Origin of the sequence: Pseudomonas sp. Ost2, assembly GCF_018326065.1 — a bacterium.
Taxonomy (GTDB): domain Bacteria; phylum Pseudomonadota; class Gammaproteobacteria; order Pseudomonadales; family Pseudomonadaceae; genus Aquipseudomonas; species Aquipseudomonas gingeri.
Genome location: NZ_AP021904.1, coordinates 6,048,796 through 6,074,997, shown reverse-complemented (window position 1 = coordinate 6,074,997; position 26,202 = coordinate 6,048,796). Strand labels below are relative to the sequence as shown.

Annotated in this window: 27 protein-coding genes; 25 read left to right on the top strand and 2 right to left on the bottom strand. The window is 61.6% G+C overall.

Features of this window, described 5'->3' with window-relative positions; translation table 11 throughout:
- The first annotated feature begins 14 nt into the window (after positions 1–14).
- The 4 genes from yajC (at position 15) to KI243_RS26830 (ending at position 3,877) form a co-directional block, all read left to right on the top strand.
- The gene (gene yajC / locus KI243_RS26845) at positions 15–353 is read left to right on the top strand and encodes a preprotein translocase subunit YajC (protein ID WP_017123690.1); all 339 of its coding nucleotides are present in this window, start codon (positions 15–17) and stop codon (positions 351–353) included.
- 62 nt (positions 354–415) lie between these two features.
- Positions 416–2,284, top strand: a complete 1,869-nt coding sequence (gene secD / locus KI243_RS26840; protein WP_177084252.1) for a protein translocase subunit SecD — start codon at positions 416–418, stop codon at positions 2,282–2,284.
- Between the two features lie 9 nt (positions 2,285–2,293).
- Positions 2,294–3,208: a protein translocase subunit SecF gene (secF, locus tag KI243_RS26835; RefSeq protein WP_017123692.1), complete on the top strand. Its 915-nt coding sequence runs from the start codon at positions 2,294–2,296 to the stop codon at positions 3,206–3,208.
- A gap of 120 nt (positions 3,209–3,328) precedes the next feature.
- Positions 3,329–3,877, top strand: coding sequence for a glycine zipper 2TM domain-containing protein (locus KI243_RS26830; protein WP_017123693.1), 549 nt, complete (start codon positions 3,329–3,331; stop codon positions 3,875–3,877).
- Between the two features lie 75 nt (positions 3,878–3,952).
- On the opposite strand, the gene suhB is transcribed toward KI243_RS26830, so the two are convergent.
- Positions 3,953–4,768 carry an inositol-phosphate phosphatase gene (suhB, locus tag KI243_RS26825; RefSeq protein ID WP_017123694.1) on the bottom strand — a complete coding sequence of 272 codons (816 nt, stop codon included), beginning with the start codon at positions 4,766–4,768 and terminating at the stop codon, positions 3,953–3,955.
- Between the two features lie 145 nt (positions 4,769–4,913).
- Here suhB and trmJ point away from each other — a divergent pair, with 145 nt between their 5' ends.
- The 21 genes from trmJ to KI243_RS26720 all read left to right on the top strand — a co-directional run bounded on the left by trmJ (position 4,914) and on the right by KI243_RS26720 (position 23,871).
- Positions 4,914–5,684, top strand: coding sequence for a tRNA (cytosine(32)/uridine(32)-2'-O)-methyltransferase TrmJ (gene trmJ, locus KI243_RS26820; protein WP_177107924.1), 771 nt, complete (start codon positions 4,914–4,916; stop codon positions 5,682–5,684).
- Positions 5,685–5,686: 2 nt separating this feature from the next.
- Entirely contained in the window at positions 5,687–6,463 is a 777-nt protein-coding gene (cysE, locus tag KI243_RS26815) for a serine O-acetyltransferase (protein WP_042934339.1), read from the top strand.
- A 271-nt stretch (positions 6,464–6,734) separates the two neighbouring features.
- Positions 6,735–7,226, top strand: coding sequence for a Fe-S cluster assembly transcriptional regulator IscR (gene iscR, locus KI243_RS26810; RefSeq protein ID WP_026013140.1), 492 nt, complete (start codon positions 6,735–6,737; stop codon positions 7,224–7,226).
- A gap of 50 nt (positions 7,227–7,276) precedes the next feature.
- Positions 7,277–8,491, top strand: a complete 1,215-nt coding sequence (locus KI243_RS26805) for an IscS subfamily cysteine desulfurase (RefSeq protein WP_017123699.1) — start codon at positions 7,277–7,279, stop codon at positions 8,489–8,491.
- Between the two features lie 102 nt (positions 8,492–8,593).
- Positions 8,594–8,980, top strand: coding sequence for a Fe-S cluster assembly scaffold IscU (gene iscU, locus KI243_RS26800; protein WP_007929523.1), 387 nt, complete (start codon positions 8,594–8,596; stop codon positions 8,978–8,980).
- A 36-nt stretch (positions 8,981–9,016) separates the two neighbouring features.
- Positions 9,017–9,340, top strand: coding sequence for an iron-sulfur cluster assembly protein IscA (iscA, locus tag KI243_RS26795; RefSeq protein WP_010565230.1), 324 nt, complete (start codon positions 9,017–9,019; stop codon positions 9,338–9,340).
- An 8-nt stretch (positions 9,341–9,348) separates the two neighbouring features.
- The gene (hscB, locus tag KI243_RS26790; protein WP_212810082.1) at positions 9,349–9,870 is read left to right on the top strand and encodes a co-chaperone HscB; all 522 of its coding nucleotides are present in this window, start codon (positions 9,349–9,351) and stop codon (positions 9,868–9,870) included.
- 51 nt (positions 9,871–9,921) lie between these two features.
- Positions 9,922–11,784: a Fe-S protein assembly chaperone HscA gene (hscA, locus tag KI243_RS26785; protein ID WP_212810081.1), complete on the top strand. Its 1,863-nt coding sequence runs from the start codon at positions 9,922–9,924 to the stop codon at positions 11,782–11,784.
- A 2-nt stretch (positions 11,785–11,786) separates the two neighbouring features.
- Entirely contained in the window at positions 11,787–12,128 is a 342-nt protein-coding gene (gene fdx, locus KI243_RS26780; protein ID WP_017123702.1) for an ISC system 2Fe-2S type ferredoxin, read from the top strand.
- 14 nt (positions 12,129–12,142) lie between these two features.
- Positions 12,143–12,343 carry a Fe-S cluster assembly protein IscX gene (gene iscX / locus KI243_RS26775; RefSeq protein ID WP_017123703.1) on the top strand — a complete coding sequence of 67 codons (201 nt, stop codon included), beginning with the start codon at positions 12,143–12,145 and terminating at the stop codon, positions 12,341–12,343.
- Positions 12,344–12,443: 100 nt separating this feature from the next.
- Complete coding sequence (gene ndk / locus KI243_RS26770; RefSeq protein WP_007916882.1) at positions 12,444–12,869, top strand: nucleoside-diphosphate kinase; 426 nt, start codon at positions 12,444–12,446, stop codon at positions 12,867–12,869.
- Between the two features lie 28 nt (positions 12,870–12,897).
- Positions 12,898–14,040, top strand: a complete 1,143-nt coding sequence (gene rlmN / locus KI243_RS26765; protein ID WP_177084276.1) for a 23S rRNA (adenine(2503)-C(2))-methyltransferase RlmN — start codon at positions 12,898–12,900, stop codon at positions 14,038–14,040.
- 18 nt (positions 14,041–14,058) lie between these two features.
- Positions 14,059–14,817: a type IV pilus biogenesis/stability protein PilW gene (pilW, locus tag KI243_RS26760; RefSeq protein ID WP_017123705.1), complete on the top strand. Its 759-nt coding sequence runs from the start codon at positions 14,059–14,061 to the stop codon at positions 14,815–14,817.
- Positions 14,817–15,818: a RodZ family helix-turn-helix domain-containing protein gene (locus KI243_RS26755; RefSeq protein ID WP_017123706.1), complete on the top strand. Its 1,002-nt coding sequence runs from the start codon at positions 14,817–14,819 to the stop codon at positions 15,816–15,818. Before pilW ends, KI243_RS26755 begins: the two co-directional genes overlap by 1 nt.
- Before the next feature lie 3 nt (positions 15,819–15,821).
- Positions 15,822–16,931, top strand: coding sequence for a flavodoxin-dependent (E)-4-hydroxy-3-methylbut-2-enyl-diphosphate synthase (gene ispG, locus KI243_RS26750; protein ID WP_103032810.1), 1,110 nt, complete (start codon positions 15,822–15,824; stop codon positions 16,929–16,931).
- Between the two features lie 23 nt (positions 16,932–16,954).
- The gene (hisS, locus tag KI243_RS26745) at positions 16,955–18,244 is read left to right on the top strand and encodes a histidine--tRNA ligase (protein WP_017123707.1); all 1,290 of its coding nucleotides are present in this window, start codon (positions 16,955–16,957) and stop codon (positions 18,242–18,244) included.
- Between the two features lie 41 nt (positions 18,245–18,285).
- Positions 18,286–18,927, top strand: a complete 642-nt coding sequence (locus KI243_RS26740; RefSeq protein ID WP_017123708.1) for a tetratricopeptide repeat protein — start codon at positions 18,286–18,288, stop codon at positions 18,925–18,927.
- A complete protein-coding gene (gene bamB, locus KI243_RS26735) occupies positions 18,920–20,071 on the top strand; it encodes an outer membrane protein assembly factor BamB (RefSeq protein ID WP_212810080.1) in 1,152 nt (383 codons plus the stop codon). The genes KI243_RS26740 and bamB overlap by 8 nt, the downstream gene beginning before the upstream one ends.
- Before the next feature lie 281 nt (positions 20,072–20,352).
- Positions 20,353–21,825, top strand: a complete 1,473-nt coding sequence (gene der, locus KI243_RS26730; protein ID WP_017123710.1) for a ribosome biogenesis GTPase Der — start codon at positions 20,353–20,355, stop codon at positions 21,823–21,825.
- Positions 21,826–21,940: 115 nt separating this feature from the next.
- Positions 21,941–23,089, top strand: coding sequence for a pyridoxal phosphate-dependent aminotransferase (locus KI243_RS26725; protein ID WP_017123711.1), 1,149 nt, complete (start codon positions 21,941–21,943; stop codon positions 23,087–23,089).
- Complete coding sequence (locus KI243_RS26720) at positions 23,077–23,871, top strand: amidohydrolase (RefSeq protein WP_042934419.1); 795 nt, start codon at positions 23,077–23,079, stop codon at positions 23,869–23,871. Before KI243_RS26725 ends, KI243_RS26720 begins: the two co-directional genes overlap by 13 nt.
- A 301-nt stretch (positions 23,872–24,172) precedes the next feature.
- On the opposite strand, the gene leuA is transcribed toward KI243_RS26720, so the two are convergent.
- Entirely contained in the window at positions 24,173–25,855 is a 1,683-nt protein-coding gene (leuA, locus tag KI243_RS26715) for a 2-isopropylmalate synthase (RefSeq protein ID WP_017123713.1), read from the bottom strand.
- Positions 25,856–26,202: the final 347 nt, after the last annotated feature.

The following is a 26,202-nucleotide window of genomic DNA, read 5'->3' as shown; positions in this document are numbered from 1 at the left end:
AACTGGAGTGTCACATGAGCTTTTTCATCTCTTCCGCCCTGGCGGACACCGCTGCACCTGCCGCTGCAGGTCCGATGGGCGGTGGTTTCGAATGGATTTTCCTGGTCGGCTTCCTGGTCATCTTCTACCTGATGATCTGGCGTCCACAGGCCAAGCGCGCCAAGGAGCAGAAAAACCTGCTGGGCAACCTGGCCAAGGGTGACGAAGTGGTGACCACCGGTGGTATCGCCGGCAAGATCCTGAAAGTGACCGACGATTTCGTCGTGCTGGAAGTTTCCGACACCGTCGAAATGAAGTTCCAGAAGGGTGCCATCGCGGCCACTCTGCCTAAAGGCACGCTGAAAGCGATCTAAGTTTCAACATTCAACAATCGACGGGGCGCGCAAGGCGCCCCGCGTCATAAGCGGGCGGCGTGATGCTGAACAAATACCCTCTGTGGAAATACGTACTGATCCTGGCGGTGCTGGCGGTCGGTTTTATTTATTCCGCTCCCAATCTCTACCCTGACGATCCGGCCATCCAGGTCAGCGGCGCCAGCACGGCGTTGCAGGTCAACCAGGCCGATCTGGACCGGGTGAGCAAGGCGCTCACCGAAGCCGGCATCGCCGTCAAGGGTGCCACCCTGGCCGCCAACGGCAAGGACGGCCTGCTGCGCCTGACCAAGCAGGAAGACCAACTGCCGGCCAAGGACGTGGTGCGTAAAGCCCTCGGCGACGACTACGTGGTGGCCCTCAACCTGGCACAGACCACCCCGCAATGGCTGCGCAGCCTCGGCGCGCACCCGATGAAGCTGGGTCTGGACTTGTCCGGTGGTGTGCACTTCCTGCTGGAAGTGGACATGGACAAGGCCCTCGATGCCCGCCTGAAAGTCTACGAAGGCGACGTCAAGAGCCTGTTGCGCAAGGAGCGTGTGCGTTATCGCAGCCTGCCGCAGCTCAATGGCGCCATTCAACTGGGCTTCTCCGACAATGATTCCCGCGAGCAGGCCCGTGCCCTGATTCGCAAGAGCTTCAACGATTTCGACATTGTTCCGGCTGATCTGAATGGCCAGGCGGTACTGCGTCTGGCGATGACCCCGGCCAAGCTGGCGGAAATCCGTGAATACTCCATCAAGCAGAACCTGACCACGGTACGTAACCGCGTCAACGAGCTGGGTGTGGCCGAGCCACTGGTTCAGCGCCAGGGTGCCAACCGCATCGTGGTCGAGCTGCCGGGCGTGCAGGACACGGCTGAAGCCAAGCGTATCCTCGGCAAGACCGCCAACCTTGAATTCCGCCTGGCCGCCGAGCCGGGTGCGTCGAAGGCGACTTCCGAAGAGTTCGAGTTCCGTGAAGGCAACCGTCCTCCGGCGCTGATCGAGCGTGGGCTGATCATCACCGGTGACCAGGTGACCGATGCCAAGGCCGGTTTCGGCGAGCACGGTACCCCGGAAGTGAACATCCGCCTGGATGGTCATGGTGGCGAACTGATGAGTCGCGCCACGCGCAGCAACGTCGGTCGCCAGATGGCGGTGATCTTCATCGAACAGCGTCCGATCACCACCTACAGCAAGCAAGTGGTCAACGGTGTCGAGAAAGACGTGCCGGTACAGACCTTCAAGGAAGAGAAGAAGATCATCAGCCTGGCGACCATCCAGTCGCCGCTGGGCGCGCAGTTCCGCATCACCGGCCTGAACGGCCAGGGCGAATCCTCGGAACTGGCCCTGTTGCTGCGTGCCGGTGGTCTGGCCGCGCCGATGTACTTCGCTGAAGAACGTACCATTGGCCCGAGCCTGGGTGCCGACAACATCACCAAGGGTATCGATGCGTCGTTGTGGGGCATGTTGTTCGTCTCGCTGTTCATCATCGCCATCTACCGCTTCTTCGGCATCATCGCCACCGTGGCGCTGGCCTTCAACATGGTCGCGCTGCTGGCCCTGATGTCCTTGCTGGGAGCGACACTGACCCTGCCGGGTATCGCCGGTATCGTCCTGACCATGGGTATGGCGGTCGACGCCAACGTACTGATCTTCTCGCGGATACGTGAAGAGATCGCGGCGGGCATGACGGTTCAGCGGGCGATCAACGAGGGCTTCAGTCGTGCCTATACGGCGATTGTCGACGCCAACCTGACCACCTTGCTGGTGGGCGGCATCCTGTTCGCCATGGGTACCGGTCCGGTCAAGGGCTTTGCGGTGACCATGTCCCTCGGGATCTTTACCTCGATGTTCACGGCCATCATGGTGACCCGCGCGATGGTCAACCTGATCTTCGGCGGTCGTGACTTCAAGAAGTTGTGGATTTAAGGGGCTGCCATGTTACGTACTATCAACTTCATGGGCGTTCGCAACATTGCGTTCGGCGTCACCGTGCTCCTTACCGTTCTGGCGTTGTTCAGCTGGTTCCATAAGGGCCTGAACTACGGTCTGGATTTCACCGGCGGTACGCTGATCGAGCTGACCTACGAGCGTCCGGCCGATGTCACCAAGGTCCGTGAGCAACTGGTCACGGCCGGTTATCACGAAGCGATCGTGCAGAGCTTCGGCGCGACCACCGACCTGCTGGTACGGATGCCGGGTGAAGACCCGCAACTGGGTCACCAGGTGGCGGATGCGCTGCAGAAGACCGGCGGCGACAACCCGGCGCAGGTCAAGCGCGTCGAGTTCGTCGGCCCGCAGGTGGGTGAAGAGCTGCGCGACCAGGGCGGCCTCGGCATGCTGATGGCGCTGGGCGGCGTCCTGATCTACCTGGCTTTCCGCTTCCAGTGGAAGTTCGCGGTCGGCGCCATCGTGTCGCTGATCCACGACGTGGTCGTGACCGTGGGTATCCTGTCGTTCTTCCAGATCACCTTCGACCTGACGGTGCTGGCGGCGGTACTGGCGATCATCGGTTACTCGCTCAACGACACCATCGTGGTATTCGACCGGGTTCGCGAGAACTTCCGGGTACTGCGCAAGGCCAGCCTGATCGAGAACATCAACATCTCGACCACCCAGACCCTGCTGCGGACCATGGCGACGTCGATCTCCACCCTGCTGGCGATCGCGGCCCTGCTGTTCTTCGGTGGCGACAACCTGTTCGGTTTCTCCATCGCACTGTTCGTCGGTGTGCTGGCGGGTACCTACTCGTCGATCTACATCGCCAACGTGGTGTTGATCTGGCTGAACCTGAACAGCGAGGACCTGATTCCTCCGGCCAACACCCAGAAGGAAATCGACGACCGTCCTTGACGTTCGTTTTTCCTCCGGCTGTCACCTGAGAAGGCGCGAGTATTGAACTCGCGCCTTTTTTCATGCTCCAAGGCTAGGAGAGATGCGGATATTTCCCGCGGTGATGGTCAGGAGGTTCACGTGAACAAGTCGTTGCTGGTGGGTGCGGTATTGGGTGCTGTCGGTGTCACCGCCGGAGGTGCTGTTGCGACCTACAGCATGGTGAAGAGCGGCCCTGAGTATGCTCAAGTATTGGCGGTAGAACCTGTGAAGACGCAGGTCAAGACACCGCGCGAAGTGTGCAAGGACGTTGCCGTGACCCGGCAGAAGCCGGTGCAGGACGAGCATCGCCTGGCCGGTACGGCGCTGGGTGCGGTGGGCGGTGGACTGCTGGGCAGTCTGGTGGGCGGTGGCAAGGGCAAGACCCTGGCAACGGTAGTGGGTGCGGTCGGTGGCGGTTATGCCGGTAACAAGGTGCAGGAGGGCATGCAGGAGCGTGACACCTACACCACGACCCAGACCCGCTGCAACACGGTCAATGACATCAGCGACAAGGTCGTGGGTTATGACGTGCGTTACCAACTCGACGGCAAGGAAGGCAAGGTGCGCATGGATCGTGATCCGGGCAACCAGATTCCGGTCGACAAGGAAGGTCGCCTGATTCTCAGCCAGAACCAGCCTGCCCAGTAATCGCTCCGGGGGTTGACCCCGGATCGCAGGCACAAAAAAAGCACCCCTCGGGGTGCTTTTTTCATGGCCGGGCGCTTAGCGCTTCAGCGAAGCCGGCAGGTGCGGCTGGATTGCGGTCAACACGGCCTTGAAGCACTTGGTGTTGCCGGCGACGATATGGCCCTTCTCAAGGAAGTCGTGACCGCCGGTGAAGTCGCTCACCAGGCCGCCCGCTTCCTGGATCAGCAGTGCGCCCGCTGCCATGTCCCACTCGGACAGGCCCGACTCCCAGAAGGCATCGAAACGACCGGCGGCCACATAGGCCAGGTCGAGGCTCGCGGCACCGGCGCGGCGGATGCCGGCGGTCTGGCCGACCAGGGCGCGGAACATGCCCAGGTAGTTGTCGATGTTGTCCATCTGGTCGTCGCGGAACGGGAAGCCGGTGCCCAGCAGGGCGCCGTCGAGGCTGGTGCGACCGCTGACGCGCAGGCGGCGACCGTTCAGCTGGGCGCCACGGCCACGGCTGGCGGTGAATTCTTCCTGGCGAACCGGGTCCAGAACCACGGCGTGCTCAAGGCGGCCGCGGTATTTGCAGGCGATGCTGACCGCGAAGTGCGGGATGCCGCGCAGGAAGTTGGTGGTGCCATCAAGTGGGTCGATGATCCACAGGTATTCTTCGCCTTCGCCGCTACCGGCGTGGAAACCGGTTTCTTCACCGCGGATGGCGTGGGTCGGATACGCTTTGCGCAGAGCGTCGATGATTTTCTGCTCGGCAGCACGATCAACCTCGGACACGTAGTCCTTGGCGTCTTTTTCGTCGACCTTGATGGTATCCAGGCGCTCGATGGAGCGGAAAATCAATTCACTGGCGCTGCGGGCGGCGCGCAGCGCGATATTCAGCATGGGCTGCATGGACGTTTCACCTAGAGTGTTAAAGAAAGCCGAACATTCTAACAGAAAAGTGTTATCGGTGAAGGACGACATTCAGTTTCGTGGCGTAAACCCGAGTGCTTCTGTAAGATTTGCTCCCCTTTGCCCTGTCCGAGAGCGCCTGCCCGTGCTGCAAAATATTCGTATCGTCCTGGTCAATACCAGTCATCCGGGCAATATCGGCGGGGCTGCGCGAGCCATGAAAAACATGGGATTGTCGCGCCTGATACTGGTCGAGCCGCGCATCTTTCCGTCCCATGAGGCCGATGCGCGTGCCTCCGGCGCCACCGACATCCTTGAAAACGCCCAGGTCGTCGCCACTTTGGAAGAGGCGCTGGTCGGCTGCAACCTGGTGTTCGGCACCAGTGCGCGGGATCGGCGGATTCCCTGGCCGTTGCTGGACCCGCGCGAGTCCGGCGTGAAAGTGGTCGAGGAGGCGGCGCAGGATGCGCAGATCGCCCTGGTGTTCGGTCGCGAAGATTCCGGCCTGACCAATGACGAGCTGCAGCGATGTCATTATCACGTGCACATCCCATCTGACCCCGGATTCAGTTCGCTGAACCTCGGGGCGGCGGTGCAGGTGTTGAGTTATGAGGTGCGCATGGCCTGGCTGGCGGCTGAAGGCCAGCCGCACAAGGTCGAGAAGGATGAGGTGGCGTCCACCCGCAGTGGTGAATTGGCGACCATGGATGAGCTGGAGCGATTCTATGAGCACCTGGAACAGACGCTGGTGGCCATCGAGTTCCTCGATCCGGAAAAGCCGCGGCACCTCATGGCGCGCCTGCGCCGCCTTTACGGACGCAGCTCGGTCAGCCGGGCGGAAATGAATATATTGCGTGGCATCCTCACGGAAACCCAGAAAGCGGCCCGTGGCGAGCTTCTTAAGCGGAAGGATTAATGATGTTCGAGCGTTTGCGTGAAGATATCCAGAGCGTATTCCATCGTGACCCGGCGGCGCGCAATGCCTTTGAAGTCCTGACCTGCTATCCCGGCATGCACGCCATCTGGCTGCATCGCCTGAGTCATTCGCTGTGGGGCATGGGCTGGAAGTGGCTGGCGCGGGTGGTGTCGAACTTCGGCCGCTGGTTGACCGGTATCGAGATCCATCCAGGCGCCAAGGTCGGGCGGCGTTTCTTCATCGATCACGGCATGGGCATCGTGATCGGTGAAACCGCCGAGATCGGCAACGATGTGACCCTCTACCAGGGGGTGACCCTGGGTGGTACCAGCTGGAACAAGGGCAAGCGCCATCCGACCCTGGAAGACGGCGTGGTGGTCGGCGCCGGCGCCAAGGTGCTGGGGCCGTTCACGGTCGGTGCCGGGGCCAAGGTCGGCTCCAATGCGGTGGTGACCAAGGCGGTTCCGCCAGGGGCGACGGTGGTGGGGATTCCGGGGCGGATCATCATGAAGTCCGACGACCAGCAGGAGGCCAAGCGCAAGGCGATGGCCGAGAAGCTGGGCTTCGATGCCTATGGCGTCAGCGAAGACATGCCGGATCCGGTGGCGCGGGCCATCGGCCAGATGCTCGATCACCTGCAGGCGGTCGATGGGCGCCTGGAAGGCATGTGCGGTGCGCTGAAGGACCTGGGCAGCAACTACTGCGCCAAGGATCTGCCAGAGTTGCACTGTGAAGGCTTTGTCGAAGTGAAGGACGAGGGTGAGGTCAAGGCGGGCTGATCTGCGTCGGGTTTGCCGGCCTCTTCGCAGGCAAGCCCGCTCCCACAAGGTCAGGGCTGTATCGAATCCTGTGGGAGCGGGCTTGCCCGCGAAGCATTTCAAGGACGACAAAAACCATCGGTCTAGCGCGATGCCATTACGCTTGTGACTTTGCTACAATGCGCGCGCTCTTTTACGGGTAATCCCGACTAAAGTACTAGGTCTTATAGTTGACTTAAATACTCGGGAATAGCATACTCGTCCTCATTCCGTAACTCCGTGGTAATTGTCCATGCGACTGACTACAAAAGGCCGATACGCGGTGACCGCCATGCTCGATCTGGCGTTGCACGCGCAACACGGGCCGGTGTCCCTGGCCGATATCTCCGAGCGCCAAGGCATCTCCCTGTCCTACCTCGAACAGCTTTTCGCCAAATTGCGTCGCAGCAACCTGGTGTCGAGTGTCCGTGGTCCGGGCGGCGGCTATCAGCTGTCGCGCGACATGCAGGGGATCCAGGTCGCCCAGGTGATCGACGCGGTGAATGAATCGGTCGACGCCACCAAGTGCCAGGGGCTCGGTGATTGCCATTCCGGCGACACCTGCCTGACCCACCACCTGTGGTGCGACCTCAGCCTGCAGATCCACGAATTTCTCAGTGGTATCAGCTTGGCGGACCTTGTGACTCGCCGTGAGGTACAAGAAGTCGCCCAGCGTCAGGATCAGCGCCGCTGTAATGGCAAGGCGCCACGCCTGGATAAGATCGAAGCGTCCGCCGTCGAATGACAGCCAAAGAGCCCGCGGTGCGCCAGCCAGCCTGATTTAGGAGATAGTCCATGAAATTGCCGATTTACCTTGATTACTCAGCGACCACCCCGGTTGATCCGCGTGTCGCGCAGAAAATGAGTGAATGCCTGCTGGTCGACGGAAACTTCGGTAACCCGGCCTCGCGTTCCCATGTCTTCGGCTGGAAGGCCGAGGAGTCGGTCGAGAACGCCCGTCGCCAGGTCGCCGACCTGGTCAATGCCGACCCGCGTGAAATCGTCTGGACCTCCGGTGCCACCGAGTCCGACAACCTGGCGATCAAGGGTGTCGCGCATTTCTACCACACCAAGGGCAAGCACCTGATCACCAGCAAGATCGAGCACAAGGCGGTCCTCGACACCACGCGCCAACTGGAGCGTGAAGGTTTCGAAGTCACCTACATCGAGCCTGGCGAAGACGGCCTGATCACCCCGGCCATGGTCGAAGCCGCCCTGCGTGACGACACCATCCTGGTTTCGATCATGCACGTGAACAACGAGATCGGCACCGTCAACGACATCGCCGCCATCGGTGAGCTGACCCGCTCGCGCGGCGTGCTGTTCCATGTTGACGCAGCCCAGTCGACCGGCAAGGTCGATATCGACCTGCAGAAGCTGAAAGTCGACCTGATGTCCTTCTCGGCCCACAAGACCTACGGTCCCAAAGGCATCGGCGCGCTGTACGTCAGCCGCAAGCCGCGGGTGCGCCTCGAGGCGACCATGCACGGCGGCGGTCACGAGCGCGGCATGCGTTCCGGTACCCTGGCGACCCACCAGATCGTCGGCATGGGTGAAGCCTTCCGCGTGGCCAAGGAAGACATGGCTGCCGAGAACGTGCGCATCAAGGCCCTGAGCGACCGCTTCTACAAGCAGGTCGAGCACCTGGAAGAGCTGTACATCAACGGCAGCATGACCGCCCGCGTACCGCACAACCTGAACCTGAGCTTCAACTACGTCGAAGGCGAGTCGCTGATCATGGCGCTCAAGGACCTGGCGGTTTCCTCCGGTTCCGCCTGCACCTCGGCTTCGCTGGAGCCTTCGTACGTACTGCGCGCCCTGGGCCGCAACGACGAACTGGCACATAGCTCGATCCGCTTCACCTTCGGTCGCTTCACCACCGAAGAAGAAATCGATTATGCCGCGCAGAAAGTCTGCGAGGCCGTGACCAAGCTGCGCGCCCTGTCGCCGCTGTGGGACATGTTCAAAGATGGCGTCGATATCTCGAAGATCGAGTGGGCGGCACACTAACTATAGAAGCCGCCGGATACAGGTCCTGTAGCGACGCGGCGACTGACGCAAGCGGAACTGCAGGGTCTCAAGAGCGGCCCTGATGAGTGAGGATTAAGTACCATGGCTTACAGCGAAAAGGTCATCGACCACTACGAAAACCCGCGTAACGTCGGCAAGATGAATGCCGAGGACCCGGATGTCGGTACCGGCATGGTCGGGGCTCCGGCGTGCGGCGACGTGATGCGCCTGCAGATCAAGGTCAACGAACAGGGCATCATCGAAGACGCCAAGTTCAAGACCTACGGCTGCGGTTCGGCCATCGCCTCCAGCTCCCTGGCGACCGAGTGGATGAAAGGCAAGACTCTGGATGAAGCAGAGACCATCAAGAACACTCAGCTGGCCGAAGAACTGGCCCTGCCGCCAGTGAAGATCCACTGCTCGGTACTCGCCGAAGACGCCATCAAGGCCGCCGTTCGCGATTACAAGCAGAAGAAAGGCCTGATCTAAACGATCCGGCGTTCAAGCGATTAGTAAGGAGTCACGATGGCTATCAGCATGACAGAAGCGGCTGCTCGACACGTGCGACGCTCCCTTGACGGGCGCGGCAAAGGTGAAGGGATTCGTCTGGGTGTTCGCACCACAGGCTGTTCCGGCCTTGCCTACGTGCTGGAGTTCGTCGACGAGGTGGTGGCGGAAGATCAGGTGTTCGAGAGTCACGGCGAGAAAGTGATCATCGACCCGAAAAGCCTCACCTACCTGGACGGTACCGAGCTGGATTTCGTCAAGGAAGGGTTGAACGAAGGCTTCAAGTTCAACAACCCCAACGTACGCGGTGAGTGTGGCTGCGGCGAAAGCTTCAACATCTGAGGCTATTCGTGGGTACTCCTTGTCATTTCGCTTTATTCGAGTTGCAGCCGAGCTTCACGCTGGACCTCGAACAGTTGGCTGCGCGCTACCGAGAGTTGGCGCGCGCCGTTCATCCGGACCGCTTTGCCGACGCTTCCGAGCGAGAGCAACGGCTGGCCCTGGAGCAATCCGCGAGCCTCAACGAGGCCTACCAGACGCTCAAGAGCCCTCCCAAGCGTGCGCGCTATCTGCTCGCCATGGGCGGTTGCGAGCTGCCATTGGAAGTCACGGTGCATGATCCGGACTTCCTGATGCAGCAGATGCAATGGCGCGAAGAGCTCGAAGACCTGCAGGACGATGCCGACCTGCCGGGCATCGCCGCGTTCAAGCGCCGCCTGAAAACGGCCCAGGATGAACTGAACGACAGCTTCGCAGCCTGCTGGAACGATGCCGCGCAACGCGAACAGGCCGAGCGCCTGATGCGGCGCATGCAGTTCCTCGACAAGCTCACCTACGAAGTGCGCCAGTTAGAAGAGCGCCTCGACGATTAACCCAGTGCCGCTCCGGTCGCACGCCTGATATTCAGATAAGTCCAGATAACGATGGCCCTACTGCAGATCGCCGAACCCGGCCAAAGTCCCCAACCGCACCAGCGTCGCCTGGCGGTCGGGATTGACTTGGGTACTACCAATTCGCTGGTCGCTGCATTGCGCAGTGGTCTTTCCGAGCCCCTGGCCGATGCTGACGGGCAGGTGATCCTGCCGTCCGCGGTGCGCTACCACGCCGACCGTATCGAGGTCGGCCAGTCGGCCAAGCTGGCGGCCGCCAGTGATCCGCTCAATACCGTGCTGTCGGTGAAGCGTCTGATGGGCCGTGGCCTGGCGGACGTCAAGCAACTGGGCGAGCAACTGCCTTACCGCTTTGTCGGCGGTGAGTCGCACATGCCGTTCATCGATACCGTGCAGGGTCCGAAAAGCCCGGTCGAAGTCTCCGCCGATATCCTCAAGGTGCTGCGTCAGCGCGCCGAGGCAGCCCTGGGGGGTGAACTGGTCGGGGCGGTGATCACCGTGCCGGCCTATTTCGACGATGCCCAGCGCCAGGCGACCAAGGACGCGGCCCGGCTGGCCGGCCTGAACGTCCTGCGCCTGCTCAACGAACCGACCGCCGCGGCCGTGGCCTATGGCCTGGACCAGCACGCCGAAGGCCTGGTCGCGATCTACGACCTGGGCGGCGGTACTTTCGACATCTCTATCCTGCGCCTGACCGGCGGGGTCTTCGAGGTCCTGGCCACCGGCGGCGACAGCGCCCTGGGCGGCGATGACTTCGATCACGCGATTGCCGGCTGGATCATCGAGCAGGCCGGCTTGTCCGCCGACCTCGATCCGGGCGCCCAGCGCAGCCTGTTGCAGGCGGCCTGCGCGGCCAAGGAAGCGTTGACCGACGCTGACTCGGTCGAGGTGGTCCATGGCGGCTGGCGTGCCCAGCTGACCCGGGAAGCGTTTGACGCCCTGATCGAGCCGATGATCGCCCGCAGCCTCAAGGCCTGCCGGCGTGCGGTGCGGGACTCGAATGTCGAGCTTGAAGACGTGCACGCGGTGGTCATGGTCGGCGGTTCGACCCGTGTGCCCCGTGTGCGCGAGGCCGTCGCCGAGATGTTCGGTCGCCAGCCGTTGACCGAAATCGATCCGGATCAGGTGGTGGCCATCGGTGCCGCCATCCAGGCCGATACCCTGGCCGGCAACAAGCGCGACGGTGGCGAACTGCTGCTGCTCGATGTGATTCCGCTGTCCCTTGGTCTCGAAACCATGGGTGGGCTGATGGAGAAGGTGATTCCGCGCAACACCACCATTCCCGTCGCCCGCGCCCAGGATTTCACCACCTACAAGGACGGCCAGTCGGCCATGGCGATTCACGTGCTGCAAGGCGAGCGTGAACTGATCAGCGACTGCCGCTCCCTGGCGCGCTTCGAACTGCGGGGCATTCCGGCGATGGTTGCCGGCGCGGCGAAGATCCGCGTGACCTTCCAGGTCGATGCCGACGGCCTGCTCAATGTCACGGCCCGCGAGCTGGGTTCGGGCGTCGAGTCGAGTATCCAGGTCAAGCCGTCCTATGGCCTGACCGACGGTGAAATCGCCCGCATGCTCAAGGACTCGTTCCAGTATGCCGGTGATGACAAGGCTGCCCGCGTGTTGCGCGAGCAGCAGGTCGATGCGCAACGCCTGATCGAAGCGGTGCAGGGTGCCCTCGAGGCCGACGGCGAACGCCTGCTCGATGCCGAGGAGCGCATGGTCATCGAATTGCAGATGCAGGAATTGAGTGAATTGATGAAAGGCACCGATGGTTATGCCATCGAGCAACAGACCAAGCGTCTGTCGCAAGTGACCGATGCCTTTGCCGCCCGCCGCCTGGATTCGACGGTGAAAGCCGCCCTGGCGGGACGCAACCTGAATGAGATTGAGGAATAACGATGCCGCAGGTCATTTTTCTGCCCCACGAGAAGTTCTGCCCGGAAGGGATGGTAGTAGAGGCTGAGCCCGGCACTTCGATCCTCGACCTGGCGCATGAGCACCATATCGAGATGGAAAGCGCCTGTGGCGGCGTCTGCGCCTGCACCACCTGCCATTGCATCATTCGCGAAGGCTTCGATTCGCTGGAAGAGGCCGATGAGCTGGAAGAAGATTTCCTGGATCGGGCCTGGGGCCTGGAAGCGCAGTCACGGCTGGGTTGCCAGGCGATTGTCGGCACCGAAGACCTGACCGTCGAGATTCCAAAGTATTCGCTCAACCATGCCGCGGAAGCGCCACACTGATTCGAGGAACTATCATGAGTCTGAAGTGGACTGATGTGCTGGAAATCGCGATCCAGCTGGCTGAAAGCAAGCCGGATGTCGATCCGATGTCGGTGAATTTCGTCGATCTGCGCAAGTGGGTCATGGAACTGCCGGAGTTCGACGACAAACCGGAACACTGTGGCGAGAAGATCCTGGAGGCCATTCAGGCCCACTGGATCGAAGAACGCGACTGATCCCTGGCTGCAGGCAATACCTGAGTTAGGCAATACCCAAGAACCCGCGTATAATTCGCGGGTTTAATTTTTCGCAAATTATCGTTTCTGGAGTTACACCATGGCTGTTCAACGCACTTTCTCCATCATCAAGCCTGACGCTGTTGCAAAAAACGTTATCGGCGAGATCACCACCCGTTTCGAAAAAGCCGGCCTGCGCGTTGTCGCTTCGAAACTGAAGCAACTGTCCAAGGCCGAAGCCGAAGGCTTCTACGCTGAGCACAGCGCTCGTGGTTTCTTCGGCGACCTGGTTGCCTTCATGATCTCCGGTCCTGTCGTTGTCCAGGTTCTGGAAGGCGAAAACGCTATCGCTCTGAACCGTGAGCTGATGGGCGCCACCAACCCTAAGGAAGCGGCTGCCGGCACCATCCGTGCTGACTTCGCCGATTCCATCGACGCCAACGCTGTACACGGTTCGGACTCCGAAGCCGCTGCCGCTCGCGAAATCTCGTACTTCTTCGCAGCTACCGAAGTAACCACTCGCTAAGCAAAAGCTTGGGAGTGAGGGTGAATCCATGACTGTATCAATCGGCAAAACAAACCTGTTGGGTCTGACTCAACCGGAAATGGAAAAATTCTTCGACTCAATCGGGGAGAAGCGTTTCCGTGCCGGTCAGGTCATGAAGTGGATTCACCACTTTGGCGTCGATGATTTCGACGCCATGACGAACGTCAGCAAGGCCTTGCGCGAAAAGCTCAAGACCGTAGCCGAGGTTCGCGGTCCTGAAATCGTCAGCGAGGACATTTCCACCGACGGCACCCGCAAGTGGGTGGTGCGCGTGGCGTCCGGCAGCTGCGTCGAGACCGTCTACATTCCCCAGGGCAAACGCGGCACCTTGTGCGTTTCGTCCCAGGCAGGCTGTGCCCTGGATTGCAGTTTCTGCTCCACCGGCAAGCAAGGCTTCAACAGCAACCTCACTGCTGCCGAAGTCATCGGCCAGGTGTGGATTGCCAACAAATCCTTTGGCAGCGTCCCGGCCACCATCGACCGTGCCATCACCAACGTGGTGATGATGGGCATGGGCGAGCCGCTGCTCAACTTCGACAACGTCATCGCCGCCATGCGCCTGATGATGGACGACCTGGGCTACGGCATCTCCAAGCGCCGCGTGACCCTGTCGACCTCCGGCGTGGTGCCGATGATCGATGTGCTGGCCGAGCATATCGACGTCTCCCTGGCGTTGTCGCTGCACGCACCGAATGACGCATTGCGTAACCAATTGGTGCCGATCAACAAGAAGTATCCGCTTAAGATGCTGCTCGAATCGTGCCGTCGCTATATGGCGACCCTCGGCGAGAAGCGTGTCCTGACCGTCGAGTACACCTTGCTCAAGGATGTCAACGACCAGGTCGAGCACGCGGTCGAGATGATCGAGCTGCTCAAGGATACGCCGTGCAAGATCAACCTGATCCCGTTCAACCCGTTCCCGCATTCGGGCTACGAGCGCCCGAGCAACAATGCGATCCGGCGTTTCCAGGATCTGTTGCACCAGGCCGGCTACAACGTCACGGTACGTACCACCCGCGGTGAAGACATTGATGCTGCCTGCGGGCAGTTGGTCGGGCAGGTGCTGGATCGCACCCGCCGTAGCGAACGTTATATCGCGGTGCGTGAACTGAGCGCCGATGCCGATATGTCGAAAAGCGCTTCGAACTGAACCCGAGAGAGGATCTCCATGACCGTGCGCACTGCGCTCCTTGTACTCTTTGCCGGCCTCCTGGCCGGCTGCGTTTCCTCGGGCAATATCGACCCGATGAGTACCAGCAAGGGGCGTGACGAGGCACGTACGGCCTATGTGCAACTGGGCATCGGTTACCTGCAGCAGGGCCAGACCGAGCAGGCCAAGGTTCCGCTCAAGAAAGCCCTGGAGCTGAACAGCTCCGATCCCGACGCCAATGCGGCCCTGGCGCTGGTGTTCCAGGCCGAGATGGAGTGGGACCTGGCGGACCAGCATTTCCGCAAGGCATTGTCGTCCCGTCCGGGCGATGCGCGGATCCTCAACAACTACGGTGGCTTCCTGTACGAGCGCAAGCAGTACAAGGACGCTTACCAGCGTTTCGAGCAGGCGGCGGCCGACAGCCTGTATCCCGAGCGTTCGCGGGTCTACGAGAACCTTGGCCTGACCGCCCTGGCCCTCGGCAATCGCGACGACGCACGGCAGAACCTGGAAAAATCCCTGCGCCTGAACCGACAACAGCCACGCGCCTTGCTGGAAATGGCTGAGTTGTCTTACGAAGACAGGCATTATGTGCCCGCACGCGATTATTACGATCGCTTTAGCCTGCTGAGCGAGCAGAATGCACGTAGTCTGTTGCTCGGTATTCGACTGGCGAAGATTTACGAAGATCGCGACAAGGTCGCCAGTTACGGCCTGCAACTAAAACGACTCTATCCCGGTACGCCGGAATATCAGCAATACCTGTCGGAGCAATGATGAAAGCGGCGCATCCAGAAGTTGTAGCAGCGACTCGCGTAAACCCCGGTGAGACCCTGCGTCAGGCCCGCGAAAGCAATGGTTGGACGTTGGCCGAGGTGGCCCTGAAGCTCAATCTGACCACGACGTCGTTGAGTAACCTGGAGGCCGGCGCCTTCGACAAGCTGCCGGGGCATACCTTCGCCCGTGGTTATATCCGGGCCTACGCCAAGCTGCTGGGCATGGACCAGACCGTGCTGGTGCAGCAGTTCGACCAGTGCACCGGGACCGACTCCCAGGGCAGCAACGTGCATGCGCTGGGGCGGATCGAAGAGCCAGTGCGGGTTTCCCATACCATTTTGCGGATTGTCAGCCTGTTGCTGCTGATTGCGGTGATCGGTGGCGGTTTTGTCTGGTGGCAGGACCAGGCCAGCCTGCGCTCCAAGGACCAGGCAGCCATCAGCATGGAGCACGTCGAAGTCGAAAGCGCCGACGGCACCACCCAGATTCATCCGATCGACGAGCCGGAAGACCAGGCCGTCGCGGAAAACCAGTCCAATCCTGAAGCGACTCCCGGCGAGCCTTCGACCGAAACCCAGGCTGAAGCCCCGGCTCCGTCCGCTCCAGCAGCCCCGGCCACGCCAGCCGTGGTGCCGGTCCCGCATGCCGCACAGTCGCTGGTGGTGCCGCCACAACCGGCGCCAACTCCGGTTTCGCCCGTGTCGCCGAGCGCTCCGGTCAATGGCGCGCCGGCCACTGCCGCTGCCGCACCGGTCGCTGGTGCCGGGCAGGTGCATGTGACCTTTGTCGCCGATTGCTGGACCCAGGTCACCGACGGTGGCGGCAAGGTCCTGTTCAGCGGCCTCAAGCGCAAGGGCGATATCCTCGAAGTCAGCGGCAAGCCGCCGTTCGCGGTGCGCCTGGGCTACGCCAAGGGTGCACAGATCACGTACAACGGTCAGGCGGTCGATGTCGCACCGTTCACCAGTGGCGAGACCGCTCGCCTGAAGCTAGGTCAATAAGTCATGCACGGCGAATCTCCAATCAAGCGTCGCGAATCGCGTAAAATCTGGGTCGGCTCGGTGCCGGTGGGCGGCGATGCGCCTATCGCGGTGCAGAGCATGACCAACAGCGACACCAATGATGTGGCCGCGACCGTGGCCCAGATCAACCGCCTGGAAGCCGCGGGCGTCGATATCGTCCGGGTTTCCGTGCCGGACATGGACGCTGCCGAGGCCTTCGGCCGGATCAAGCAACTGGTCAAGGTGCCATTGGTCGCCGACATCCATTTCGACTACCGGATCGCCTTGCGCGTGGCCGAGCTGGGCGTGGATTGCCTGCGAATCAACCCGGGCAACATCGGTCGCGAAGACCGCGTGCGCGCGGTGGTCGATGCCGCCCGTGACCGCGGGATCCCGATCCGTATCGGCGTCAACGCCGGTTCCCTGGAAAAGGACCTGCAGAAGAAGTACGGCGAACCGACCCCGGCAGCGCTGGTGGAGTCGGCCCTGCGTCACGTCGAGCACCTGGAGCGCCTGAACTTCCAGGACTTCAAGGTCAGCGTGAAGGCCTCCGATGTGTTCATGGCGGTAGAAGCCTACCGCCTGCTGGCCAAGGAAATCGTCCAGCCGTTGCACCTGGGCATCACCGAAGCCGGTGGTTTGCGTTCGGGCACGGTGAAATCGGCGGTCGGCCTCGGTATGCTGCTGGCCGAAGGGATTGGCGATACTATCCGCATCTCGTTGGCGGCCGACCCGGTCGAGGAAGTGAAAGTCGGCTACGACATCCTCAAGTCCCTGCACCTGCGGTCCCGTGGGATCAACTTCATCGCCTGCCCGAGCTGCTCGCGGCAGAACTTCGATGTGGTGAAGACCATGAACGAGCTGGAAGGGCGCCTGGAAGACCTGCTGGTGCCGCTGGATGTCGCGGTGATCGGCTGTGTGGTGAACGGTCCCGGTGAAGCCAAAGAAGCCCATATCGGCCTGACCGGCGGTACACCGAACCTGATCTACATCGATGGCAAGCCGGCGCAGAAACTGACGAATGACAACCTGGTGGATGAGCTGGAAAGGCTGATCCGGCAGAAGGCGGCCGAAAAGGTCGAGGCCGACGCGGCGCTGATCGCCCGCGGCTGAAACGAAGAATTTAAGGAAAATCTGTGAGCAAGTCTTTGCAAGCCATTCGTGGCATGAACGACATCCTGCCCGAGCAGACGCCGCTGTGGCGTTATTTCGAGGGCACTGTCGCGCGTTTGCTGGATAACTACGGTTACAAGCAGATCCGTATGCCGATCGTCGAGTTCACCGAGCTGTTCAAGCGCTCCATCGGTGAAGTGACCGACATCGTCGAAAAAGAGATGTACACCTTCGAGGACCGCAACGGCGACTCCCTGACCCTGCGTCCGGAAGGCACCGCGGCCTGTGTGCGGGCCGTGCTGGAGCACGGCATCACCGGTGGTGGCCAGCCGCAGAAACTCTGGTACATCGGCCCGATGTTCCGTCACGAGCGCCCGCAGAAGGGCCGTTACCGCCAGTTCCACCAGATCGGTTGCGAAGTCTTCAATATCGACGGTCCGGACATCGACGCCGAACTGATCGTGCTGACCTGGCGCCTGTGGGGCCTGCTGGGCATCCGCAACGCGGTCAAGCTCGAACTCAACAGCCTGGGCACCAGCGAGTCCCGTGGCCGTTATCGCGAAGCCCTGGTGGAGTTCCTTTCGGCCCGCCTCGACCAGTTGGATGAAGACAGCCAGCGCCGCTTGAAGACCAACCCGTTGCGCGTGCTCGATACCAAGAACGCCGATACCCAGGCGGTCCTGGTGGATGCGCCGAAGCTCGCCGACTACCTCGACGAAGAATCCCGCTTGCATTTCGAAGGCCTCAAGGCCCGCCTGGATGCCGCCGGTATTCCGTATGTGATCAATCCGAAGCTGGTGCGCGGCCTGGATTACTACAGCAAGACCGTTTTCGAATGGGTCACCGACCAGTTGGGCGCCCAGGGCACCGTGTGTGCCGGTGGTCGTTATGATGGCCTGGTGGAACAGATGGGCGGCAAGCCGACCCCGGGTGTGGGTTTTGCCATGGGTATCGAGCGCCTGATCCTGCTGCTGGAAACCCTGGAGCAGGTGCCGGAAGAGATTTCCCGCCAGGTCGATGTCTACCTGTGCGCGTTCGGCGAGGCTGCCGAGCTGGCGGCCCTGGCCCTGAGCGAGAAAGTCCGTGACCAGCTGCCGAACCTGCGTTTGCAGGTCAACGCCGGCGCCGGTAGTTTCAAGAGCCAGTTCAAGAAAGCTGACAAGAGCGGTGCGCTGTACGCCTTGATTCTCGGAGACGACGAATTGGCTCAGCAAGTGGTAGGTTTCAAACCCCTGCGTGGCCAGGGCGAGCAACAAAGCATTGCCTGGGATGCTCTTTCCGAGCACTTGTCCACCTGCGTCGTGCAGGGTTGAAGCTGTAAAAACAGCCGATTTAGAGAATAAGGAGTATTGGGGTGTCGAGTTCCGAAGATGATCAGCTGGCGGAGTTGAAGGACTGGTGGCAGCGCAACGGCAAACCCCTGGTCACTGGCGGCCTGTTGGCGCTGGTGGTGGTGTTCGGCTGGCAGGCATGGCACAAATATCAGAGCAACCAGTCGCAAGGCGCCTCGGTGCTCTATCAGGAGTTGCTGGAGTCCACGCTGACGCCTGACGGCAAGCCTGATCCCGCGCGCGTCGCGGACCTGGCCGGCAAGCTCAACACCCAGTTCGGTGGCAGCGCCTACGCGCAGTACGGCAGCCTGTTCGTCGCGAAGGTCGCGGTCGACACCGGCAAGCTGGACGATGCCGCCACCGAGCTCAAGGCCGTGGTCGACAAACCGGTCAATGCCACCCTGGGCGAAGTCGCGCGTCAGCGCCTGGCCCAGGTCATGGCGGCACAGAACAAGGTCGACGACGCACTGAAACTGCTCGACGGCGATGCTGACAAGGCGTTCCTGGCCAGTCGCGAAGAGCTCAAGGGGGACCTGCTGGTTCAACTGGGTCGTACCGATGAAGCCCATGCTGCGTACCAAAAGGCCAAGGCGGCGCTGTCTGATGAAGCGGCGGTCGGTGGCTTACAAATCAAGCTCGACGACTTGGCCAAAGGGGATGCGTGACGTGATCCGTTGGAAACATGCAGCATTGCTGGCTCTGGCCATTCTGGCCGCGGGTTGCAGCAGCAACAGCAAGAAAGAACTGCCACCGGCCGAACTGACTTCCTTCAAGGAAGAAGTGGTTCTGCAGAAGCAGTGGAGCCGCTCCATCGGTGATGGCCAGGGCAAGATCTACAACATGCTGGTGCCGGCGGTCGACGGCGATACCATCTACGCGGCCGATGCGACCGGCGTGGTGGTCTCGATGGACCGCATGAACGGCGACGTGAAGTGGAAGAAGGACCTGGAGCTGCCGGTTTCCGGTGCGATCGGCGTCGGCTACGGCCTGGTGCTGATGGGGACCCTCAAGGGCGAGATCATTGCCCTGGATTCCAGCAGCGGCGAAGAAAAATGGCGCGCCCGCGTGACCAGCGAAGTCCTCGCGCCAGCGGCCACCAATGGTGACGTGGTGGTGGTACAGACCCAGGATGACCGCGTGATCGGCCTCGATGCCGCCACCGGCAACCAGCGCTGGTTGTACGACAGTACTCCGGCGGTCCTGACCCTGCGCGGTACCGGCGCGCCGATCGTGACCAACCACCTCGCGGTGGCGGGCCTGTCGACCGGCAAGGTGGTCGCCCTGGATACCCAGAACGGCGTGCCTGCCTGGGAAACCCGCGTGGCGATTCCACAAGGTCGTTCGGAACTGGAGCGCGTGGTCGATATCGACGGTGGCCTGCTGTTGTCCGGCGGCACTCTGTATGTCGCCAGCTACCAGGGCCGCATGGCCGCACTGGACCTGGAAAGCGGTCGTGTACTCTGGCAGCGTGATGCTTCCAGCTACGCGGGTGTCGCCCAGGGCTTTGGCAGCGTCTACGTTGCCCTGGCGTCCGGTACCGTGGAGGGTGTCGACGAGCGTTCGACCACCGCTATCTGGAGCAACGACTCCCTGGCTCGCCGCCAGCTGTCGGCTCCTGAAGTGTTTTCCAGCTACGTGGCGGTCGGCGACTTCGAAGGCTACCTGCACCTGCTGAGCCAGGTGGACGGTCGTTTCGTCGGTCGCGAGCGTATCGACAGCGACGGCCTGCGTGCCCGTCCGCTGGTGGTGGGCGACATGATTTACGTGTATGGCAACAGCGGCAAACTGGAAGCCCTGACCATCAAGTAGTGTTTAGCACCTGAAGTCGCAGAGCGAAGATCAGGCAAGACGAAGAGCAGTAAGCAAGCGGGGTTGACGTGTTCGTCAATGAGCATTGCGAACTTATCTTCAACGCAGCATGATCGAGCTTAGTCGCTTCAGGTGCAAAAAACAGGTTTGACTATGCTTGGGGGTACCCCCAAGCGGCCTTGCTCTGCAAGGTTCGCGGCACCTCGCGGTGCTGCCCCGAGCACCAGCCGCTGCCTCGCAGCGGCTTTTGTATTTTCTGAAATAACGAAGTGGAGAGCCGCATGGTTCCCGTAATCGCCCTGGTGGGCCGACCGAACGTCGGCAAGTCCACCTTGTTCAACCGCCTGACCAGGACTCGCGACGCCATCGTCGGCGACTTGTCCGGTCTGACCCGTGATCGCCAGTACGGTGAGGCAAAGTGGCAAGGGCGCTCCTATATCCTGATCGACACCGGCGGTATCTCCGGCGACGAGCATGGCATGGACGAAAAGATGGCCGAGCAGTCGCTGCTGGCCATTGAAGAAGCCGATGTCGTGCTGTTCCTGGTGGATGCCAAGGCCGGCTTCACCGCCGCCGACCAGATGATCGGCGAGCACCTGCGCAAGCGTAACAAGCGTTCCTACGTGGTTGCCAACAAGGTCGACAACATCGACCCGGACATGGCTCGCGCCGAGTTCAGCCCGATGGGCCTGGGCGACGCGATCCCGATCGCCGGCGCCCATGGTCGCGGCATCACCCAGATGTTGGAAATCGCCCTGCGCGACTTCCCCAAAGACGACGAGGAAGAGCCGGAAGACGGCGAAGCCGAGGAAGTCGCCGAAGGTGAAGAAGCCAAGCGCATTCCCGGTCCGAGCGAGAAGGATGGCATCAAGATCGCCATTATCGGTCGGCCGAACGTGGGCAAGTCGACCCTGGTCAACCGCATGCTCGGTGAAGACCGGGTCATCGTCTACGACCAGCCCGGCACCACCCGCGACAGCATCTACATCCCGTTCGAACGCAACGAGGAAAAGTACACGCTGATCGACACCGCCGGTGTGCGCAAGCGCGGCAAGATCCACGAGGAAGTCGAAAAGTTCTCCGTGGTGAAAACCCTGCAGGCGATCAAGGACGCCAACGTCGTGATCTTCGTCATGGACGCCCGCGAAGGTGTGGTCGACCATGACCTCAACCTGCTCGGCTTCGCCCTGGAATCCGGTCGCGCGCTGGTCATCGCCCTGAACAAGTGGGACGGCATGACCCCGGGCGAACGCGACTTCGTGAAGATCGAGCTGGAGCGCCGGCTGTTTTTCGTCGACTTCGCCGACATCCACTTCATCTCGGCCCTGCACGGCACGGGCGTGGGCAACCTGTACCAGTCGGTGCAGAACTCGTTCAAGTCGGCGGTCACCCGCTGGCCGACCAGCCGCCTGACCCAGATCCTCGAAGATGCCGTGGTCGAGCACGCCCCGCCGATGGTCAACAACCGCCGGATCAAGCTGCGCTACGCTCACCTGGGTGGTGCCAACCCGCCGCTGATCGTGATCCACGGCAACCAGGTCGAGAAAGTACCGAAGTCCTATGTGCGTTACCTGGAAAACACTTACCGCCGTGTCCTGAAGCTGGTCGGTACGCCGATCCGCATCGAGTTCAAAGGTGGCGAGAACCCGTACGAAGGCAACAAGAACACGCTGACCGACCGCCAGGTCAACAAGAAGCGTCGTTTGATGTCGCACCACAAGAAAGCCGACAAGAAGCGCCGCGACAAGCGCTGATTGCGGACTTGCGAAAGGGCGCCCATGGCGCCCTTTTTCATGCCTGGCGGATACGTTATCCTCGAAGCCTCCCGTGCCGTCGTAGAGCCGGGTGTTCAGCAGGGAAAACGGCCCCATGATCACCAGCAAGCTGCCGAATGTCGGCACCACTATCTTTACCCGGATGTCCCAGCTCGCGGTGGAAACCGGCGCGCTGAACCTGTCCCAGGGCTTCCCTGACTTTGATGGACCGCAAGCCCTGCGCGATGCGGTTGGCCGGCATATCGCCAGTGGCCACAACCAGTACGCGCCGATGACCGGCCTGCCGGCCCTGCGTCAGCAGGTGGCGGCGAAGGTATTCAACAGCTATGGCGTCCATGTGAACGCCGACGCGGAAGTGACCATCACCCCCGGCGCGACCCAGGGCATTTTCTGTGCGATCCAGGCGGTGATTCATCCGGGCGATGAAGTCATCGTCTTCGACCCCAGCTATGACAGCTATGAACCTTCGGTGGAGTTGGCCGGGGGTCGTTGCATCCACGTGCAACTGGGCCTCGACGACTTCGCCATCGACTGGCAGAAACTCCGCGATGCCCTCAGCCCGCGGACCCGGATGATCATCCTCAACACCCCGCACAACCCGAGCGGGGCGCTGATCAGCCATGGCGAACTGGATCAGCTGGCGGCGCTGATCGCCGACCGGGATATCTACGTGGTCAGCGACGAGGTCTACGAGCACCTGGTCTATGACGGCGTGCCCCACGCCAGCGTGCTGGCCCATGAGGCGTTGTATCAGCGCGCCTTTGTCGTCAGTTCGTTCGGCAAGACCTATCACGTCACCGGCTGGAAGACCGGCTACGTGATCGCGCCGCCGGCGCTGACCGCCGAACTGCGCAAGGTGCACCAGTACGTCAGCTTCTGTGGCGTGACCCCGCTGCAATATGCCCTGGCCGACTACATGGAGGCGCATCCCGAGCATGTCGAGCAATTGCCGGCGTTCTATCAGGGCAAGCGCGACCTGTTCTGCGATCTGCTCAGTCAGTCGCGGTTCAGCTTCAAGCGGGTGGCGGGGACCTACTTCCAGCTGGTCGATTACTCACGGATTCGCCCGGACCTGAACGATGTCGACATGGCGGTGTGGATGACCCGCGAGCATGGCGTGGCGGCGATTCCGGTCTCGGTGTTCTACCAGAACCCGCCGGAAGGCCAGCGCCTGGTCCGTCTGTGTTTTGCCAAGCGCGAGGAGACGTTGCGTGAAGCCGCGGAGAAGTTATGCGTGATTTGAGTCGATTGCCTGATCTGAACGTGGCGCTGGTGCAGACCACCCTGGCCTGGCACGACCGACAGGCCAACCTCGAACATTTCGAACTGCTGCTGGAGCAGGCGGCGGGGGCTGACCTGGTGATCCTGCCGGAGATGTTCACCACCGGCTTTTCCATGGAATCGCAGACCCTGGCCGAAGCCGAAAACGGTCCGACCAGCCACTGGCTGCGCGAGCAGGCGCAAAAGCTCGGTGCGGTGATCACCGGCAGCGTGATTATCCGCGCCGCCGATGGCAGCCACCGCAATCGTCTGCTGTGGGCGCGGCCGGATGGCGAGGTGCTGCACTATGACAAGCGCCATCTGTTCCGCATGGCGGGCGAGCACAATCATTACACTCCGGGCGAGCGCCAGGTGCAGTTCGAGCTCAAGGGGTGGCGGGTACGCCCGCTGATCTGCTATGACCTGCGTTTCCCGGTCTGGAGCCGCGACGCCCAGGACACCGACCTGCTGCTCTATACCGCGAACTGGCCGGGGGCGCGGCGTTTGCACTGGAACCGCCTGCTGCCGGCCCGGGCGATCGAGAACCTGTGCTACGTGGCGGCCGTGAATCGCATCGGCACCGATGGCAAGGGTTTCGCCTACACCGGCGACAGCCAGGTGCTGGACTTCCAGGGTGAGTCGTTGCTGGGGACCGGGGAGGCCGACGGGGTCTTCCAGGTGACCCTGAGCGCAGCGGAGCTGGCTGCCTATCGCGAGCGTTTTCCGGCCAACCTGGATGCTGATACCTTTGTGTTGAATCAGTAACGCCGCGTTATCGTTCATCGCCAGCAAGCCGGCTCCCACAAGGCATTTGTGGCGCACGCTGATCTGCGGTTTGGCATGCTCTCCTGTGGGAGCCGGCTTGCCGGCGATGGCGTCCGAATAGTCGCAGCAAGGCTTGCGGGCCTCATCGCCGGCAAGCCAGCTCCTACAAAGTCCTGGAGACGCTGATATTCTGCGTCGAGGCCCCGACCTGTGGGAGCCGGCTTGCTGGCGATGGCATACTCGAACGCACAAAAAAGCCCCGGGGTTTTCACCACCGGGGCCTTTTCATTGCAGTCGACGCTTATGCCGCCTTGGTGGCATCCACCTGGCTCAGCGAGCGGTTCAGCGCGCTGAACAGGGCCTTGAAGCTGGCGGTGGTGATGTTTTCATCGATACCCACGCCGTGCACCGCACGTTCGCCGTTCACTCGCAGCTCGATATAGGCCGCTGCCTTGGCATTGGTCCCGGCCCCGATGGCGTGCTCGTTGTAGTCCATGATTTCCACCGGAACCGGCAGGCCGGCCACCAGGGCTTCCAAGGCGCCGTTGCCCTTGCCGCGCCAGTGCAGGTTGGTTTCGCCCTGGCCCTTGCCGGAGACTTCCACTTCAACTGCGCTGTGACCGTTCTCTTCCTGCAGGCGATGGCTGACCAGCGCGTACGGGGTATTGGCCTGCAGGTACTCGCTGTGGAGCAGGGCATGGATTTGCTGTGCAGTCATCTCCAGGCCGAGACGGTCGGTTTCGCGCTGGACCACCTGGCTGAACTCGATCTGCATGCGACGTGGCAGGCTGATGCCGTATTCCTGTTCCAGCAGATAGGCGATACCGCCCTTGCCCGACTGACTGTTGACGCGGATCACCGCCTCGTAGCTGCGACCGATGTCGGCCGGGTCGATTGGCAGGTAGGGCACTTCCCACAGGCCGTCGGATTTCTGCTGGGCGAAGCCCTTGCGGATCGCGTCCTGGTGGGAGCCGGAGAAAGCGGTGTGAACCAGGTCGCCGACATACGGATGACGCGGGTGCACCTGGATCTGGTTGCACTCCTCGACCACCTTGCGCACGCCATCGATATCGGAGAAGTCCAGCTCGGGGTCGAGACCCTGGGTGTACATGTTCAGGGCCACGGTCACCAGGTCGACGTTACCGGTACGCTCGCCGTTGCCGAACAGGCAGCCTTCGACACGGTCGGCGCCGGCCATCAGGCCCAGCTCGGTGGCGGCCACGCCGGTGCCACGGTCGTTGTGGGTGTGCAGGCTGATGATCACGCTGTCACGGCGGTTGATATGACGACCGAACCACTCGATCTGGTCGGCATAGATGTTCGGTGTGGCGCATTCGACGGTAGCGGGCAGGTTGAGGATCACCTTGTGCTCGGGCGTCGGGTTCCAGACTTCGATCACCGCGTCACAGACTTCCTTGGCGAACTCCAGCTCGGTGGCGCTGAAAGTTTCCGGCGAGTACTCGAACTGCCACTGGGTTTCCGGCTGCTGGGCGGCATATTTGACGAACAGCTTGGCCGCGTTCACCGCGATGTCCTTCACACCCTGCTTGTCCTGATTGAAGACGATGCGGCGGAACGACGGGCTGGTGGCGTTGTAGAGGTGCACGATGGCTTTCTTCGCGCCGCGCAGGGATTCGAAGGTGCGGGCGATGAGGTCTTCACGGGCCTGGGTCAGCACCTGGATGGTGGTGTCGTCGGGGATATGGCCTTCTTCGATCAGCGTCCGGACGAAGTCGAAGTCGGTTTGCGAAGCGGCCGGGAAGGACGCTTCGATTTCCTTGACGCCGACACTGACCAGGGTTTTCCAGAAGCGCAGCTTTTTCACTGCGTCCATCGGTTCGATCAGCGACTGGTTGCCATCGCGCAGGTCGGAGCTGCACCAGATCGGCACGCTGGTGATGGTTTTCGATGGCCAGGTGCGATCGGGCAGATCGATGGTCGGAAATGCGCGGTACTTCGAAGACGGGTCTTTGAGCATGCTCATGGAGAAATTCCTTGTGGTCAGGGCCGAAAAGAGGCGGCCAGCCGGTAAAACGTTGTCAGGGAAAAACCTGGGGATGAGGCACCGCGATTCAGCCCGGCAGTCGTGCACTGACGAGGCAGAGGCTGCGGTGTTGACGGCGCTGAATGAGGGTGTGGGAAGTTTTCATGCTTTCAACCCTAACCACTGGGGTGAAAGATGGCAAGCCTGTGGGAAAAATTGAGAGGAATACCCGTAAAATTGGCTTATACGAGATTTTATTTTGCGTGAGTGGCGGAAAGTCTAGAACAATTGCGCACTATTTTGGCGCTGCGCAATCTTTCTTGGCGGTGCTGCTGGTCGCGATGCCG

Bases quoted from the DNA above. Each gene is read 5' to 3' on its own strand.
- pilW (WP_017123705.1), top strand. From the start codon at position 14,059: ATGACCGTGCGCACTGCGCTCCTTGTACTCTTTGCCGGCCTCCTGGCC.
- cysE (WP_042934339.1), top strand. From the start codon at position 5,687: ATGTTCGAGCGTTTGCGTGAAGATATCCAGAGCGTATTCCATCGTGAC.
- iscX (WP_017123703.1), top strand. From the start codon at position 12,143: ATGAGTCTGAAGTGGACTGATGTGCTGGAAATCGCGATCCAGCTGGCT.
- KI243_RS26755 (WP_017123706.1), top strand. From the start codon at position 14,817: ATGAAAGCGGCGCATCCAGAAGTTGTAGCAGCGACTCGCGTAAACCCC.
- der (WP_017123710.1), top strand. From the start codon at position 20,353: ATGGTTCCCGTAATCGCCCTGGTGGGCCGACCGAACGTCGGCAAGTCC.
- iscA (WP_010565230.1), top strand. From the start codon at position 9,017: ATGGCTATCAGCATGACAGAAGCGGCTGCTCGACACGTGCGACGCTCC.
- ispG (WP_103032810.1), top strand. From the start codon at position 15,822: ATGCACGGCGAATCTCCAATCAAGCGTCGCGAATCGCGTAAAATCTGG.
- yajC (WP_017123690.1), top strand. From the start codon at position 15: ATGAGCTTTTTCATCTCTTCCGCCCTGGCGGACACCGCTGCACCTGCC.
- KI243_RS26720 (WP_042934419.1), top strand. From the start codon at position 23,077: ATGCGTGATTTGAGTCGATTGCCTGATCTGAACGTGGCGCTGGTGCAG.
- iscU (WP_007929523.1), top strand. From the start codon at position 8,594: ATGGCTTACAGCGAAAAGGTCATCGACCACTACGAAAACCCGCGTAAC.
- KI243_RS26725 (WP_017123711.1), top strand. From the start codon at position 21,941: ATGATCACCAGCAAGCTGCCGAATGTCGGCACCACTATCTTTACCCGG.
- rlmN (WP_177084276.1), top strand. From the start codon at position 12,898: ATGACTGTATCAATCGGCAAAACAAACCTGTTGGGTCTGACTCAACCG.
- secD (WP_177084252.1), top strand. From the start codon at position 416: ATGCTGAACAAATACCCTCTGTGGAAATACGTACTGATCCTGGCGGTG.
- secF (WP_017123692.1), top strand. From the start codon at position 2,294: ATGTTACGTACTATCAACTTCATGGGCGTTCGCAACATTGCGTTCGGC.
- iscR (WP_026013140.1), top strand. From the start codon at position 6,735: ATGCGACTGACTACAAAAGGCCGATACGCGGTGACCGCCATGCTCGAT.
- KI243_RS26805 (WP_017123699.1), top strand. From the start codon at position 7,277: ATGAAATTGCCGATTTACCTTGATTACTCAGCGACCACCCCGGTTGAT.
- hscA (WP_212810081.1), top strand. From the start codon at position 9,922: ATGGCCCTACTGCAGATCGCCGAACCCGGCCAAAGTCCCCAACCGCAC.
- leuA (WP_017123713.1), bottom strand. From the start codon at position 25,855: ATGAGCATGCTCAAAGACCCGTCTTCGAAGTACCGCGCATTTCCGACC.
- fdx (WP_017123702.1), top strand. From the start codon at position 11,787: ATGCCGCAGGTCATTTTTCTGCCCCACGAGAAGTTCTGCCCGGAAGGG.
- bamB (WP_212810080.1), top strand. From the start codon at position 18,920: ATGCGTGACGTGATCCGTTGGAAACATGCAGCATTGCTGGCTCTGGCC.
- suhB (WP_017123694.1), bottom strand. From the start codon at position 4,768: ATGCAGCCCATGCTGAATATCGCGCTGCGCGCCGCCCGCAGCGCCAGT.
- ndk (WP_007916882.1), top strand. From the start codon at position 12,444: ATGGCTGTTCAACGCACTTTCTCCATCATCAAGCCTGACGCTGTTGCA.